At 67.3% G+C, this 13,026-nt stretch carries 14 protein-coding genes; 9 read left to right on the forward strand and 5 right to left on the reverse strand.

From position 1 onward, the window contains the following. Window positions 1-89: 89 nt before the first annotated feature. Together AT700_RS05755 and AT700_RS05760 are read left to right on the forward strand one after the other, a co-directional pair. Window positions 90-545 carry a hypothetical protein gene (locus AT700_RS05755; protein ID WP_003107363.1) on the forward strand — a complete coding sequence of 152 codons (456 nt, stop codon included), beginning with the start codon at window positions 90-92 and terminating at the stop codon, window positions 543-545. A 53-nt stretch (window positions 546-598) separates the two neighbouring features. Beyond that, the gene (locus AT700_RS05760; RefSeq protein ID WP_003092770.1) at window positions 599-931 is read left to right on the forward strand and encodes a DUF5629 family protein; all 333 of its coding nucleotides are present in this window, start codon (window positions 599-601) and stop codon (window positions 929-931) included. 69 nt (window positions 932-1,000) lie between these two features. On the opposite strand, the gene leuA is transcribed toward AT700_RS05760, so the two are convergent. Continuing rightward, window positions 1,001-2,671, reverse strand: coding sequence for a 2-isopropylmalate synthase (leuA, locus tag AT700_RS05765; protein WP_048520824.1), 1,671 nt, complete (start codon window positions 2,669-2,671; stop codon window positions 1,001-1,003). A 479-nt stretch (window positions 2,672-3,150) separates the two neighbouring features. On the opposite strand from leuA, the gene AT700_RS05770 reads away from it, so the two are divergent. The 3 genes from AT700_RS05770 to AT700_RS05780 all read left to right on the forward strand — a co-directional run bounded on the left by AT700_RS05770 (window position 3,151) and on the right by AT700_RS05780 (window position 7,384). Then, window positions 3,151-3,612, forward strand: coding sequence for a DUF2946 domain-containing protein (locus AT700_RS05770; protein WP_003092760.1), 462 nt, complete (start codon window positions 3,151-3,153; stop codon window positions 3,610-3,612). A 120-nt stretch (window positions 3,613-3,732) separates the two neighbouring features. Beyond that, a complete protein-coding gene (locus tag AT700_RS05775; RefSeq protein ID WP_078801511.1) occupies window positions 3,733-5,904 on the forward strand; it encodes a TonB-dependent copper receptor in 2,172 nt (723 codons plus the stop codon). 64 nt (window positions 5,905-5,968) lie between these two features. Further along, on the forward strand, window positions 5,969-7,384 hold the full coding sequence (locus tag AT700_RS05780) for a PepSY-associated TM helix domain-containing protein (RefSeq protein WP_003105378.1): 1,416 nt from the start codon (window positions 5,969-5,971) through the stop codon (window positions 7,382-7,384). Window positions 7,385-7,401: 17 nt separating this feature from the next. Here the strand turns inward: AT700_RS05780 and AT700_RS05785 are convergent, their stop codons facing one another. Then, window positions 7,402-7,797 carry a DUF4345 domain-containing protein gene (locus AT700_RS05785; protein WP_003092748.1) on the reverse strand — a complete coding sequence of 132 codons (396 nt, stop codon included), beginning with the start codon at window positions 7,795-7,797 and terminating at the stop codon, window positions 7,402-7,404. Window positions 7,798-7,882: 85 nt separating this feature from the next. After that, entirely contained in the window at window positions 7,883-8,731 is an 849-nt protein-coding gene (locus tag AT700_RS05790; RefSeq protein WP_003092745.1) for a M23 family metallopeptidase, read from the reverse strand. Window positions 8,732-8,902: 171 nt separating this feature from the next. Here AT700_RS05790 and AT700_RS05795 point away from each other — a divergent pair, with 171 nt between their 5' ends. The 3 genes from AT700_RS05795 to AT700_RS05805 all read left to right on the forward strand — a co-directional run bounded on the left by AT700_RS05795 (window position 8,903) and on the right by AT700_RS05805 (window position 10,527). Further along, a complete protein-coding gene (locus AT700_RS05795) occupies window positions 8,903-9,292 on the forward strand; it encodes a DUF2946 family protein (protein WP_003105383.1) in 390 nt (129 codons plus the stop codon). Window positions 9,293-9,421: 129 nt separating this feature from the next. Further along, window positions 9,422-9,898: a copper chaperone PCu(A)C gene (locus AT700_RS05800; RefSeq protein WP_003109794.1), complete on the forward strand. Its 477-nt coding sequence runs from the start codon at window positions 9,422-9,424 to the stop codon at window positions 9,896-9,898. A 56-nt stretch (window positions 9,899-9,954) separates the two neighbouring features. Next, window positions 9,955-10,527, forward strand: a complete 573-nt coding sequence (locus AT700_RS05805) for a putative natural product biosynthesis protein (RefSeq protein WP_003092738.1) — start codon at window positions 9,955-9,957, stop codon at window positions 10,525-10,527. 35 nt (window positions 10,528-10,562) lie between these two features. Here the strand turns inward: AT700_RS05805 and AT700_RS05810 are convergent, their stop codons facing one another. Next, the gene (locus tag AT700_RS05810; protein ID WP_034039004.1) at window positions 10,563-11,192 is read right to left on the reverse strand and encodes a cysteine hydrolase family protein; all 630 of its coding nucleotides are present in this window, start codon (window positions 11,190-11,192) and stop codon (window positions 10,563-10,565) included. A 120-nt stretch (window positions 11,193-11,312) separates the two neighbouring features. Here AT700_RS05810 and AT700_RS05815 point away from each other — a divergent pair, with 120 nt between their 5' ends. Next, window positions 11,313-12,266, forward strand: coding sequence for a GlxA family transcriptional regulator (locus tag AT700_RS05815; protein WP_003113809.1), 954 nt, complete (start codon window positions 11,313-11,315; stop codon window positions 12,264-12,266). Here the strand turns inward: AT700_RS05815 and AT700_RS05820 are convergent. Continuing rightward, window positions 12,263-13,024, reverse strand: a complete 762-nt coding sequence (locus AT700_RS05820) for a M15 family metallopeptidase (protein ID WP_003105392.1) — start codon at window positions 13,022-13,024, stop codon at window positions 12,263-12,265. The two genes, AT700_RS05815 and AT700_RS05820, sit on opposite strands and share 4 nt — an antisense overlap. Window positions 13,025-13,026 lie beyond the last annotated feature (2 nt).

Raw genomic sequence — 13,026 nt, forward strand, 5'->3', positions numbered from 1 at the left:
CGCAGCGTCCTATAGACTCTGCCGGTTGCCGGGATTTTCCAATGCCGGCCCTGGTAAAGCTTCAGTAAATATCCGCAGGGAGCACACGCATGAACAGCGACACCGAGAATCCGTTCCGCCCACCGGAGGCCCGCCTGGACGAGCCTGACGCCACCCATGGCGAGCCGCTGTACAGGCTTTCCGCGATCGGTCTGGGTACCTTCATCGGCACGCCCCTGGCCGGTGCCTTCCTCGCGGCGGTGAATCTCCGTCGCCTGGGACGGGCGCAGGAAGTCGGGAAAACCTGGCTGGTCGGCCTCTGCCTGTTTGTCCTGCTGCCAGTTCTGGGCGCGATACTGCCGGAGAACATCCCCTCGATCGGCTTCACGGTGGCGCAGATATTCGGCATGGTCTACTACGCCAAATCAGCCTTCGGTCCGGCCCTGGACAGCCACAAGGCAGCGGGCGGAGCGTTCATTTCCAACTGGCGGGCGGCGGGGATCGGCCTGCTGTTCATGTTGGTGGTCCTGTCGGTAGCGATCCCGGTGGTGATGCTGGTGGTGTGAGGGGCAGCCCGCGCTTTGCCTTATCATGAGTTCTTTATCCGCGATGACTGGCCATGACTACACAACGCTACCTGCTCGATGAACTGGAAACCGCCGACATGCTCGAGATCGACGGTCTGCACGCCTGGCGCTTCGAACTCAACGAGAACCTGCTGGACCAGGCGGACCTGGCGGCGGAAGCCGACCAGCCGTTCGCCAGCGAAGACTGGGTGCTGGCGGTGGAAAGCCTGGATGGACGCACCCGTCGCGAGTGGCGTTTTTCCTACAACGCGGTGATGGAAGCCGAGCCCCAGGCCGATGGCGAGTCCTGGCGCCTGACCACAGGGGAGGGGGCGTACCAGCTCCGTTGCCTGGGAGCGGTCAGCGCCAGCGGCGAGGATGAGTGAAGCGACTCAGCTGAAAGATGCCCATGAAAAAAGGGAGCCGCCTGGCTCCCTTTTTCCCTTCCGTGCCGGTCAGGCCGCCTTGGCCTCGGCCTGGGTCACCGCGCGGTTCAGCGCGCTGAACAGGGCGCGGAAGCTGGCGGTGGTAATGTTCTCGTCGATGCCGATGCCGTGCAGCGGGCGCTGGCCCTCCAGGCGGATCTCGATATAGGCCGCGGCCTTGGCATTGGCGCCGGCGCCGATGGCGTGCTCATGGTAGTCCATGATTTCCGCCTTGACCGGCAGGGCGGCCACCAAGGCTTCCAGCGGTCCCTTGCCGATCCCGCGCCAGTGCTGCTTCTCGCCGTCGAAGGAGACTTCCAGGTCGACGGCGCTGGTGCCGTTCTCTTCCTGCAGGCGATGGCTGGCGAGGACGTAGGGCGAGGTCGCCTTGAGGTATTCGTTTTCCAGCAGCGAGTAGATCTGTTGTGCGGTCATTTCCAGGCCGAGACGGTCGGTCTCGCCTTGCACTACCTGGCTGAACTCGATCTGCATGCGCCGCGGCAGGCTGATGCCGTACTCCTGTTCGAGCAGGAAGGTGATGCCGCCCTTGCCGGACTGGCTGTTGACCCGGATCACCGCTTCGTAGTCGCGGCCGATGTCGGCCGGATCGATCGGCAGGTACGGCACTTCCCAGATCGCGTCTTCCTTCTGCTGGGCGAAGCCCTTGCGAATGGCATCCTGGTGCGAGCCGGAGAAAGCGGTATGGACCAGGTCGCCGACATATGGATGGCGCGGGTGGACCGGCAACTGGTTGCACTCTTCGACCACCTTGCGCACCGCGTCGATGTCGGAGAAGTCCAGTTGCGGATGCAGGCCCTGGGTGTACATGTTCAAGGCCAGGGTCACCAGGTCGACGTTGCCGGTGCGCTCGCCGTTGCCGAACAGGCAACCTTCGACGCGGTCGGCGCCGGCCATCAGGCCCAGCTCGGTGGCGGCCACGCCGGTGCCACGGTCGTTGTGGGTGTGCAGGCTGATGATCACGCTGTCACGCTTGTCGACGTGGCGGCCGAACCATTCGATCTGGTCGGCGTAGACGTTCGGCGTGGCGCACTCCACGGTGGCCGGCAGGTTGAGGATGATCTTGTTGTCCGGGGTCGGTTGCCAGACGTCGATCACCGCGTTGCAGACCTCCACCGAGAACTCCAGCTCGGTAGAGCTGAAGATTTCCGGCGAGTACTGGAACGACCACTGGGTATCCGGTTGCTCGGCGGCCAGCTTCTTGATCAGTTTCGCGGCGTTGGTGGCGATGTCCACGACGCCCTGCTTGTCCTGGTTGAAGACGATGCGGCGGAACGACGGGGCGGTGGCGTTGTAGACGTGGACGATGGCCTTCTTCGCCCCGCGCAGGGATTCGAAGGTGCGGGTGATCAGGTCTTCGCGGGCCTGGGTCAGCACCTGGATGGTGACGTCGTCCGGGATGTGGTTGCCTTCGATCAACTCGCGGACGAAGTTGAAGTCGGTATCGGAAGCCGACGGGAAGGCCACTTCGATCTGCTTCAGGCCGACCTGCACCAGGGTCTTGAAGAATCGCATCTTCTTCGCCGCGTCCATCGGTTCGATCAGCGACTGGTTGCCGTCGCGCAGGTCGGAACTGCACCAGATCGGCACCTCGGTGATGGTCTTCGACGGCCAGGTGCGGTCGGGCAGATTGATGGCCGAGAATGGGCGGTATTTCTGCGAAGGGTCTTTCAACATGCTCATGGGGCTAATCCTTTGGAGTCGGTTCCTGGGCCGGCGGGGCCAGGCGAACGCAGTGACGAGATGAAGAGAAGCGTCGCTCAGCCACGCAGTCGCGGGCTGACCAGGCACAAGCAGGCGTGTTGGCGGAGCAGGATGAGGGTGTGTGGTGTTTTCATGCGTACCACACTAGTGAGACTGCATTTGAATGGCAAGCATTAAAGGAAAATTAGTAGAATTTCCCATTTGTGCGGCTTTTGTGGGTTTTTATTCTTTCTCTGCGGTGAAAGCTTGTCCTCGATTGCGCCGCCGGCACGCTCTCCGCAACGGAAAATTCTGCGGCCCCATGCCGCAGAAGAGCCAGCCGCCCTTGTGCGATCATTTCGTTCCCCGTGCCTGGGGCGTATAACGACAGGCGCATTCTTCTTTTCGGCATGACCCGGCGCGAGCAGCCATCCGGCCCGCTACGCGGTGGTCTTCATTCAAGACGGCGGGAGTCGCAGGTGGCGACCACTCTGAAACGACAAGGCATCGGTGCATGGCTGGCTCTGTTCGCCATGCTGATGATCTTCGTCGGGCCGCTGATCTCCCAGTCGATGCCGATGGACCACCCGATGCCGATGGGCGTGGGGATGGGCCACGAAGGCATGTCCCACGAGAACATGGACCATGGCGACATGGCCCATGCCGGCTGTTCCGATGCCCAGCGCTCCGTCGTCCATGCCGGCATGCCGGGGATGGGCGGCGAGGAAGGCAATCGCCTGGCCAGCGACGTGCTCTGGGAGAAGTGCGGTTATTGCAGCCTGTTGTTCCACAGCCCGCCGCTCACCGAAGACGCCTGCCTGGCGCTGTTCTCCGTTCCCTTCGCGACGGCGCCCGCCGTCGCTTTCCTGAACGAGGCGTTCGTCGCCTCGCCGGTGTTTCCCGGCGCCCGTACCCGTGCGCCGCCGTTCCTGATCGCCTGACCTCTTTCAATCCGATAGCCGCCGCTTCCTGGGGGCACCGGCGCGTCTTCGCCGCGCCGGTGACGCGAGCCTGGCCGGGTGCCTGCTCGCCGTGGGGGCGGGGCGGAAGTCACATAGATCATGGAAAAACGTATGTCTACTCAACAACGAGCGGCCGGCAACGCCTGCCCGACCGCCGCTTTCAGCTTCGACCCTGCCCGTCTCGCACAACGCCGCCGCTGGGCGGGAGCCTTCGCCGCTCTGTGCGGCCTGGCCCTGTCTCCGTCGGCGCTCCTGGCCGAGGAACACTCACAGCACCAGGATCACGCCGTGGAGCTGGCGCCGAGCGTGGTCACCGGAGTCGCCCAGAGTTCGCCGCTGACCATCGTCACCAATCCCAAGGAGCCGCGCCAACCGGTGCCGGCCAGCGATGGGGCCGACTACCTGAAGACCATTCCCGGCTTCGCGGTGATCCGCAACGGCGGCAGCAACGGCGACCCGGTGCTGCGCGGGATGTTCGGTTCGCGCCTGAACATCCTCACCAACGGCGGCATGATGCTCGGTGCCTGTCCGAACCGGATGGACGCGCCGACCTCCTACATCTCGCCGGAAACCTACGACAAGCTCACCGTGATCAAGGGCCCGCAGACGGTGCTCTGGGGGCCGGGCGCGTCGGCCGGGACGATCCTCTTCGAGCGTGAGCCGGAGCGCTTCGGCGAACTCGGCTCGCGGGTCAACGCCAGCCTGCTGGCCGGCTCCAATGGCCGCTTCGACAAGGTGCTGGACGCCGCCGCCGGCGACCGGCTCGGCTACCTGCGCTTCACCGGCAACCACGCGCAGTCCGACGATTACGAGGACGGCGCCGGGAATACCGTGCCGTCGCGCTGGAAGAAGTGGAACGGCGACGTCGCGGTCGGCTGGACCCCCGACGAGGACACCCTGATCGAACTCACCGCCGGCAAGGGCGACGGCGAGGCACGCTACGCCGGGCGCGGCATGGACGGCTCGCAGTTCAAGCGCGAGAGCCTGGGCCTGCGCTTCGTCAAATCGAACGTCAGCGATGTGCTGGAGAAGGTCGAGGCACAGGTCTACTACAACTACGCCGACCACATCATGGACAACTTCCGCCTGCGCACTCCCGACCCATCCAGCATGATGCCCATGCCGATGGCGTCCCAGGTGGACCGACGCACCCTCGGCGGTCGCCTGGCGGCCACCTGGCGCTGGGACGACTTCAAGCTGGTCACCGGGGTCGACGCCATGCGCAACGAGCACCGCGCGCGCGGCTCCAAGTACGACATGATGACCGACTACTACACCGACGCCGACCAGTTCCCCTGGAGCAAGGACGCGGTGTTCCACAACTACGGGGCCTTCGGCGAACTGACCTGGTTCGCCGCCGAGCGCGACCGGCTGATCGGCGGGTTGCGCCTGGACCGCGCCTCGGTCAAGGACTACCGGCAGACCCTGAAGTCCGGGCACATGGGCCACGCCATGGCCAACCCGACGGCCAACGACACCCGCGCCGATACCCTGCCCAGCGGCTTCGTGCGCTACGAGCACGACCTCGCCGACTCGCCGACCACCCTCTACGCCGGCCTCGGCCATGCCGAGCGCTTCCCCGACTACTGGGAGCTGTTCTCGCCCAAGCGCGGGCCGAACGGGTCGGTCAACGCCTTCGACAAGATCAAGCCGGAAAAGACCACCCAGCTCGACTTCGGCCTCCAATACAACGGCGACAAGCTGCAGGCCTGGGCCTCCGGCTACGTCGGGGTGGTCCAGGACTTCATCCTGTTCAGCTATCGCGAGGGCATGATGGGTTCCTCGACCCAGGCGACCAACGTCGACGCGCGGATCATGGGCGGCGAGCTGGGCGCTTCCTACCAGCTCACCGGCAACTGGAAGACCGACGCCAGCCTGGCCTATGCCTGGGGCAAGAACAGCTCGGACGACCGCGCGCTGCCGCAGATCCCGCCGCTGGAAGCGCGCTTCGGCCTGACCTACGAGGAAGGCGACTGGAGTGCCGGCAGCCTGTGGCGGGTGGTCGCGCCGCAGAATCGCATCGCCAGGGACCAGGGCAACGTGGTCGGCAAGGACTTCGACAAGAGCGCCGGCTTCGGCGTCTTCTCGCTCAACGGCGCCTACCGGGTGACTCGCAACGTCAAGCTGAGCGCCGGTGTCGATAACCTGTTCGACAAGGACTACACCGAGCACCTGAACAAGGCCGGCGACGCCGGCTTCGGTTTCTCCGCCAACGAAACGGTTCCCGAGCCGGGCCGGACCTTCTGGACCAAGGTCGACTTCAGCTTCTGAACCTTCAACGAGGCCCCGTCCAGCGGGGCCCGCCTTGCCTGTGTGCGCTCCGATGAGGTGATCCATGCAATCGAACGAAAAGAACGGCCGTGACTTCTACGCGCTGGCCTGGCGCTGGCATTTCTACGCTGGCCTGTTCGTCGCGCCCTTCATGATCCTGCTGGCGCTGACCGGAATCGTCTACCTGTTCAAGCCGCAACTGGATGCGCTGCTCTATCCGCAACTGCTGCGGGTCGAGGCCGGTGCGCAGATGCGCAGCGCCGACCAGTTGCTCGCCGGGGTGCGCCAGGCGCACCCGCAGGCCGCCGTCAGCCAGTACCTGCCGCCGAGCGAGGCGGGGCGCAGCGCGCAATTCGTGATTGGCGAAGAGGGCAGGCAATGGAACCTCTTCGTCGATCCCTACAGCGGGCGCGAACTCGGCCGCCAGGATGCGCAGCTGAATCTCCAGGCGGTGGCCCGGGCACTGCATGGCGAGCTGATGGTCGGGACCGTCGGCGACCGGCTGATCGAGCTGGCCGCCGGCTGGGGCATCGTCCTGGTGGTCTCCGGTCTCTACCTATGGTGGCCGCGCGGGCGGGCGGCGAGCGCGCTGTTCTGGCCGCGCCTGCACCTGCGCGGACGACCGCTGTGGCGCGAGCTACATGTGCTCGCCGGTTTCTGGGGCAGCCTGCTGTTGCTCTTCATGCTGCTCAGCGGGATGACCTGGACCGGCTACTGGGGCAAGCAGTTCGCCGATGTCTGGAACCGTTTCCCGGCGGCGATGTGGAACGATGTGCCGACCTCCGACATGCAGGCCGGTAGCCTCAACAGCGCGTCGCGCCAGCAGGTGCCCTGGCCGCTGGAGAACACTCCGCTGCCGCGCTCGCAGCCGCCGGCGGCCGACGCCCATGCCGAGCATCGCGGGCATTCCGCCCAGGCCGGGCACGCGATGCCGATGGACATGCCGATGCCGGCGGGCATCCCTCTGCAAAGGGTGGTGGATATCGCCCGCGAGCGCGGCGTGGCGGCGGGCTACGGGATCGCCCTGCCGAGCGGGATGGAGGGGGTCTACACGATTTCCGTGTTCCCCGACGATCCGCGCCACGACGCCACCCTGCACATCGACCAGTACAGCGGCAAGGTTCTCGCCGACGTGCGTTGGCAGGACTACAACGCGGTGGCGAGGAGCGTGCAGATGGGCGTCGTGCTGCACGAAGGCAAGCTCTTCGGCCTCGGCAACCAGTTGCTGATGCTCGCGGTCTGCCTGGCGATCCTGCTCAGCTCGGCGAGCGGCCTGTGGATCTGGTGGAAGCGCAAGCCGGCCGGACGCCTTGGCGTGCCGCCGCTGCGCCACGAGCTGCCGCGCTGGAAGAGCGGCATCGCCATCATGCTGGCGCTGGGCGTGGCCTTCCCGTTGGTGGGGGCCTCGCTCCTGCTGGTCTGGGCGCTGGACTGGCTGGTGCTGTCGCGGCTGCCGGCGGTTCGCCGGGTCCTGGCTTGAGACCTGCTGCCCGGCGCTCAGTCGAGGTCGAGCTGGCGGGTCTTCCAGAGTGCCGCCAGCAACAGCACGCAGAGCAGCGCCTCGGCGCCGAGCCAGAGGAAGGTGGTTAGCGCCGGCGAGGCGTCGATCAGCACACCGTAGAGACGCGCCGCGCCGCCGCTGGCGATCACCGCCAGGGCGGCGAGCAGGCCGAGCACCAGGTAGCGGGGGCGCAGGGCGGCATAGCCGAGCAGCAGGCCGATGCCGAAGCTGGTGCCGCCGTAGCTGGCGCGCAGGTCGGTGAGGGCGGCGGGGGTGAGCGGTTCGCCGCTGGTGAGCAGGGAGGCGAGCGGGCCGGGGAAGAAGACGAAGCCCAGGCCGAGGACCACGAACAGTGCCGAGCACAGCCAGAGCAGGCGAAGCGGGTGAGTCATGCGGTGTCTCCCTTGGTCATGAAAGGGGCGCATCGACGCGCCCCCTGTTCCTTCTGACCTCAGCCGGTGCCGCGTTGCTCACTTCTCAGGGCTGGAAGGCACCGATGAAGATTGCCGGGTCGACTCGCGCGTCGTTCAGGCTGACGTTCCAGTGCATGTGCGGTCCGGTGGCCCTGCCGGTGGCGCCGACCTTGCCGAGTACACCGCCGCGCGGCACCTGCTGGCCGAGCTTCACGTCGATCTTCGACAGGTGGCAGAACATGCTGATGAAGCCCTGGCCATGGTCGACGAACACCGTCTTGCCATTGAAGAAGTAGTCGCCGATGAGGATCACCTTGCCGGCCGCTGGCGCCTTGATCGGCGTACCGGCCGGTACCGCGAAGTCTAGACCGGAATGCGGGTTGCGCTCTTCGCCGTTGAAGAAGCGGCGCAGGCCGAAGGGGCTGGAGAGCGGACCGTCGACCGGCTTGTCGAGCATCAGGTTGCTGGGCAGGCCGGGACTGAAGCGGCGGTAGGCGGCGGTCTGCTCGGCGAGTTCGCGTTCGATGCGCTTGAGGTCTTCCGGCAGCGGATTGACCTGGCGCTTGTTCTTCAGGGTGATGCGCTGCTCGCGGTAGTGCTTGCTGCCGACGCTGAAGCGTTCCTCGTGGTTGCCGGTCGCCGCTCGCACTTCCAGCTTCTGCGGGCCGGGCTTGGTGCTCAGCGGGATGCCGACCACGGCGATCCAGCGGCGGCCTTCCTCGCGCACCACCAGCACCGGCTTGCCCTGGTAGAAGGCCCGCGGCGGCGGGCCTTCCTCGCCGAGGTCGACCACCGCCACCCCGCCGGGCACCGGCTTGTTCAGCAGGCGCATGATGAAGCTGTCGGCCTGGGCGGGCAGGGCGCAGAAAGCGGCGAGCAACAGCGTGGAAACGAAGGCTAGGGTGCGGGGCATCGGCTTCTCGACTCGTCGGGCGTCAAAGCCGTCTATGCTGGCGGAAGAGCGCGGCGGGGGAAAGCCCGCAAGGGTTGCAAACGTTTTCACCTGCGGCACTCTGTCGCGCCCGGCGTTTTTACTTTTGCCCCGCGCTCAGGCATAAAGGGCCCATTCTCCGGAGAACCGACGATGCCCCTGTCCCGGCGCCCCGTGGCCTGGCTGGCCAGCCTGGCCGTGCTGATGAACCTGTTCGTGGTGCCGCTTTCGCAGGCGCTGACGACGCAGGAGCGCGCCTCGTTGCTGCTCGGTGGCTTCTGCAGCACCTCGTCCGATTCGCTGCTGCGCCTGAAGCTGGGTGCCGCGCTCAAGGACATCGATCTTCCCGACGACCACGAGAGCCTGGCCCCGCACCTCTGCTGCTGCGCCGGCGCCGCCGGCACGCCCGGACTGGTCGCCTCCTGGCCGGCATTGCCGCTGGCGCCGCTGGCCAGCCCTGCCCGTAACGCCTTCTCCGCCACCGACCTGCCTCCCCTGCGCTATTGGCGCCTCGCCAATCCGCGCGCCTCTCCTGTCGCCTGACTCCTCCCCCGCGCCTTCGACAACCTGGACCTTCGGGTCGGGGCAGGTCGCGGCGCAATACCCTAGCTTCCCCCCTGGAATCGCCGGTCCGACGGAAAAAGACCGGTCATACGCTACTGGAGAGTCACCATGCGCACATCCTTCTTCGCTGCCGCGGCCCTGCTGGCCGTTTCCGCTTTCGCCCAGGCCCACGAGTACAGCGCCGGCCAACTGCACATCGAGCATCCCTGGGCGCTGGCCCTGCCGCCGACCTCGCCGAACGGCGCGGCCTACTTCGTGGTGCAGAACCATGGCAAGGAAAACGACACCCTGCTTGGCGCCGACACGCCGCGCGCGGCTTCCGCCGAGGTGCACGAGCATGTGCACAAGAACGGCATGATGAGCATGCAGAAAGTCGACAGCGTCGACGTCGCACCAGGCAAGGACCTGCGCTTCGCTCCCGGCGGCTACCACCTGATGCTGATGGGCCTGAAGCAGCCACTGGTGGCCGGCGAGCGCTTCCCGCTGACGCTGCATTTCCGCAAGGCCGGCGACGTGCCGGTGGAAATCGTCGTCGAGTCCAAGGCGCCGGCCGAACAGGGCGGGCACGAGCAGCACGGCCACTGAGCGCCGTGTCGAGCAGGGGCGCCCGGCGCCCCGCCTTTGCGTGCGAGGTTCAGAGCATGAACAGCAACAGATATCCCTTGCCGGCGCAGACCGGCCTGGTGGTGGCTCCCGGCCTGCCGCCGAAGAACTCCACCCTGCGTCCGGACCAGCTCAACAAGCGCCTGAGCAGCGCCTGGCACCATCTCTACGACCTTTGCCCGGAACTGCTGAAGATCGATCCGCCGGATGGCCTGACCATCCTCCGCGGTTTCCTGCAATGGGCGGCCGAGCAGAAGGCCGCCTGGAACTGGGCGATGCACCTGCGCCTGTACTGCTGGCTGTTGCAGTCGCCGTTCGGCGCCAAGGTGACCGACGAGCATCTGGAGGTGCTGATGGACGCCTCCGCCGCGCGTTGGACGGTGGACGACACCAGCGCCAACCGCGGCATCCTCCTGGCCAGCCAGGGCGGTGCGCACATCACCCAGGACTGGAAGGCGCCGCAGGCCGGCGCCGGCACGCGTGTGCCGCTGGAGCGCCTGGACCTGCCGGCGCCGAACTGGACATTCGCCTATTGCGCGGTGCCCGATCCGCGGCTGCGCGAGTTCCCGGGCTGGAAGCCGTTGCCGGCGCGCGGCTCGCTGGTCGGCTGAGCGCTCGCCGCCCCGCGTGGGGGGGCGGCGCCGTTTCAGCGGTTGGCCAGGGCTCGCTGGTTGGAGTCGTAGATGTTGTCGCGTTCCGGAACGTGCCGGCCGGCGAGGCTTTCCAGCCACTCCTCGGTGCTGAGCACGGCGGCGAAGGAGGACTGCAGGACGATGCCGAAGATCCGGTGGATCTCTTCCGCGCTGGCCTGGCCGGCGCGGTTGCGGTAGGGCACCGAGCCGCTGGCGTCGTGCAGGTATTCCACCTGCCAGCCTTCGTGGATCGCCTGGCGGATGGTCGAGTCGTCGCAGTGCTGGGTCATGTAGCCGACCACGGCGAGGGTGTCGATGTCGCGCTCGCGCAGCCAGTCGGCCAGCCCGGTGCCGACGAAGGAACTGGCCAGTTGCTTTTCCACCTTGTGCTGGTAGGGCCGCGAGGCGACCACCTCGTGCAGCTCGGCCTGCCGGCTGCCGCGCGCGAACAACGGCGAGTCCGCCGGTGCCAGGTGCTGCACCACGACGATCGGGATGCCCGCCGCGTGGGCGGCATCCATGGCGGCGCCGATGCGTTCCAGCGACGATTGGATGGCGGGAAATTCGATACGCAGGTTGCCGCTGACGTATTCGTTCTGTACGTCGATGACCAGCAAGGCGCGTTTGGGTTGACGTGCGGGCATGGCGTTTCCTCCTGAGTGGGTGAGGCAGATTCTGGTCCCGGCGCGGCGTAGCGAGTGAGTGGCCTGAGAGACAACTTTCGCTAGAATCGGGCCAACCCGCTCATACCCACCGAGGTGTGCATGTCCCGCCAGTCCGTGGCCGTGGTGGCCTTCGACCGCATCAGTCCGTTCCACCTGTCGGTGCCCTGCCTGGTGTTCGGCCAGGAGTGCTACGACCCCTGCGCGCAGGCCTTCGACCTGCGTGTCTGCACCGCCGAGCCGGGCCGGCTGCGAACCACGGTGGGGTTCACCATCGAGGCCGAGGCCGGGCTGGAAGCGCTGGCCGAGGCGCAGACCGTGATCGTGCCGAGCTGGCGCGATCCACACGAGCGTCCGCCACAAGCGCTGCTGGATGCGTTGATCGCGGCCCGTGCACGCGGTGCGCAACTGGTGGGCTTGTGCCTGGGGGCCTTCGTGCTGGCCGAGGCCGGGTTGCTCGACGGTCGCCGCGCCACCACCCACTGGATGTGGGCGGAGGATTTCGCCGGGCGCTTCCCTGCGGTGCGGGTGGAGCCCGACGTGCTGTACATCGAGGACGACGGCCTGCTGACCTCGGCAGGCACCGTCGCCGGCATCGACTGCTGTCTGCACCTGGTCCGCCAGCGGCTCGGTGCGCAGACTACCAATCACCTGGCCCGGCGCCTGGTGGTGGCGCCGCATCGACAGGGCGGCCAGGCCCAGTTCATCGAGCAGCCGCTGCCGGACAGTGCCCAGGACGGCCGTCTCGGCGAGCTGCTGGTGTGGCTGCGGCAGAACCTCGACCAGGCGCACAGCCTGGACAGCCTGGCACAGCGGGTGCTGATGAGCCGGCGGACCTTCACCCGGCATTTCCGCCAGCTCACCGGCACCACCGTCAGCCAGTGGCTGCAGGCCGAACGCCTGGCCCTGGCCCAGCGCCTGCTGGAAACCACCGAGCATTCGGTGCAGGCGATCGCCGGGCTGGCCGGCTTCGGTTCGGCGGTGTCGTTGCGCCAGCAGTTCTCCGCCGCGTTCGGCCTGCCGCCGCTGGGCTACCGGCGCGCCTTCGCCTCCTAGTCCGCCGGAGGGCGCTTCTGCAACTGCTGGCGCCAGAGCGCGTCCATCGCCTGCAACTGCACCGGGCCGAACAGCGCCTGCGTCGCGCCGGTGTGCCAGGCCCAGAGCTGGTCGCCGAAATCGTAGTGCCACCATTCGCTGGGCAGGTTGCTGAAACCGGCGTCGAGCATCGCGTGATAGAGCAGGCGACGGTGATCGCGGACGCGTCGCTGGCGCGTGTCGGGCTCCGCCAGGCGTTCGAAGTAGGCGGTGTAGGAGGCCGGAACGGCTTCGTCGAAGGCGCTGCCCATGTCCAGCCAGCGGCCCTGGGCGTCGCACAGGGTGACGTCCACCGCGCCGCCGGTGAGATGCGGGCTGGGCGCCTCGCGGCTGCTGCTCGGCGGCGAGACGAACTGGCGGGTGAGCCGTTCCAGCTCGGCCTCGCCGGCCCGTGGGTAGTGCGCGGCCAGGGCGCTGGACAGGCTGTCGTAGAGATACTGCTGCACGGCGAACGGCCGCCAGGCGTCCAGCACCACCAGGCGCACGCCGCCGGGGAGGGCGGCGGCGACCCGCAGGAGACGCTCGAAGACCTCGCCGCGAGCGTGGCACTCCGGGATCGCGTGAGGAATGCCGAGCTTGTGGTAGGCCGGCCAGACGCTGAACTCGCGGCTCAGCCCGAGCGCCTCCAGCGGCGTGCCGGCATCGACGATGGGGATGCCGGCCACGGCGTGCCAGTCGGGCTCCGGGAGAACGGGGATGGCTTGGGTGAAGTCGGTCATGG

Source organism: Pseudomonas aeruginosa (assembly GCF_001457615.1).
Classification (GTDB): domain Bacteria; phylum Pseudomonadota; class Gammaproteobacteria; order Pseudomonadales; family Pseudomonadaceae; genus Pseudomonas; species Pseudomonas aeruginosa.

Bases quoted from the DNA above. Each gene is read 5' to 3' on its own strand.
- AT700_RS05785 (WP_003092748.1), bottom strand. From the start codon at position 7,797: ATGACTCACCCGCTTCGCCTGCTCTGGCTGTGCTCGGCACTGTTCGTG.
- AT700_RS05820 (WP_003105392.1), bottom strand. From the start codon at position 13,024: ATGACCGACTTCACCCAAGCCATCCCCGTTCTCCCGGAGCCCGACTGG.
- AT700_RS05775 (WP_078801511.1), top strand. From the start codon at position 3,733: ATGGAAAAACGTATGTCTACTCAACAACGAGCGGCCGGCAACGCCTGC.
- AT700_RS05805 (WP_003092738.1), top strand. From the start codon at position 9,955: ATGAACAGCAACAGATATCCCTTGCCGGCGCAGACCGGCCTGGTGGTG.
- AT700_RS05800 (WP_003109794.1), top strand. From the start codon at position 9,422: ATGCGCACATCCTTCTTCGCTGCCGCGGCCCTGCTGGCCGTTTCCGCT.
- AT700_RS05760 (WP_003092770.1), top strand. From the start codon at position 599: ATGACTACACAACGCTACCTGCTCGATGAACTGGAAACCGCCGACATG.
- AT700_RS05810 (WP_034039004.1), bottom strand. From the start codon at position 11,192: ATGCCCGCACGTCAACCCAAACGCGCCTTGCTGGTCATCGACGTACAG.
- AT700_RS05780 (WP_003105378.1), top strand. From the start codon at position 5,969: ATGCAATCGAACGAAAAGAACGGCCGTGACTTCTACGCGCTGGCCTGG.
- leuA (WP_048520824.1), bottom strand. From the start codon at position 2,671: ATGAGCATGTTGAAAGACCCTTCGCAGAAATACCGCCCATTCTCGGCC.
- AT700_RS05790 (WP_003092745.1), bottom strand. From the start codon at position 8,731: ATGCCCCGCACCCTAGCCTTCGTTTCCACGCTGTTGCTCGCCGCTTTC.
- AT700_RS05815 (WP_003113809.1), top strand. From the start codon at position 11,313: ATGTCCCGCCAGTCCGTGGCCGTGGTGGCCTTCGACCGCATCAGTCCG.
- AT700_RS05795 (WP_003105383.1), top strand. From the start codon at position 8,903: ATGCCCCTGTCCCGGCGCCCCGTGGCCTGGCTGGCCAGCCTGGCCGTG.
- AT700_RS05755 (WP_003107363.1), top strand. From the start codon at position 90: ATGAACAGCGACACCGAGAATCCGTTCCGCCCACCGGAGGCCCGCCTG.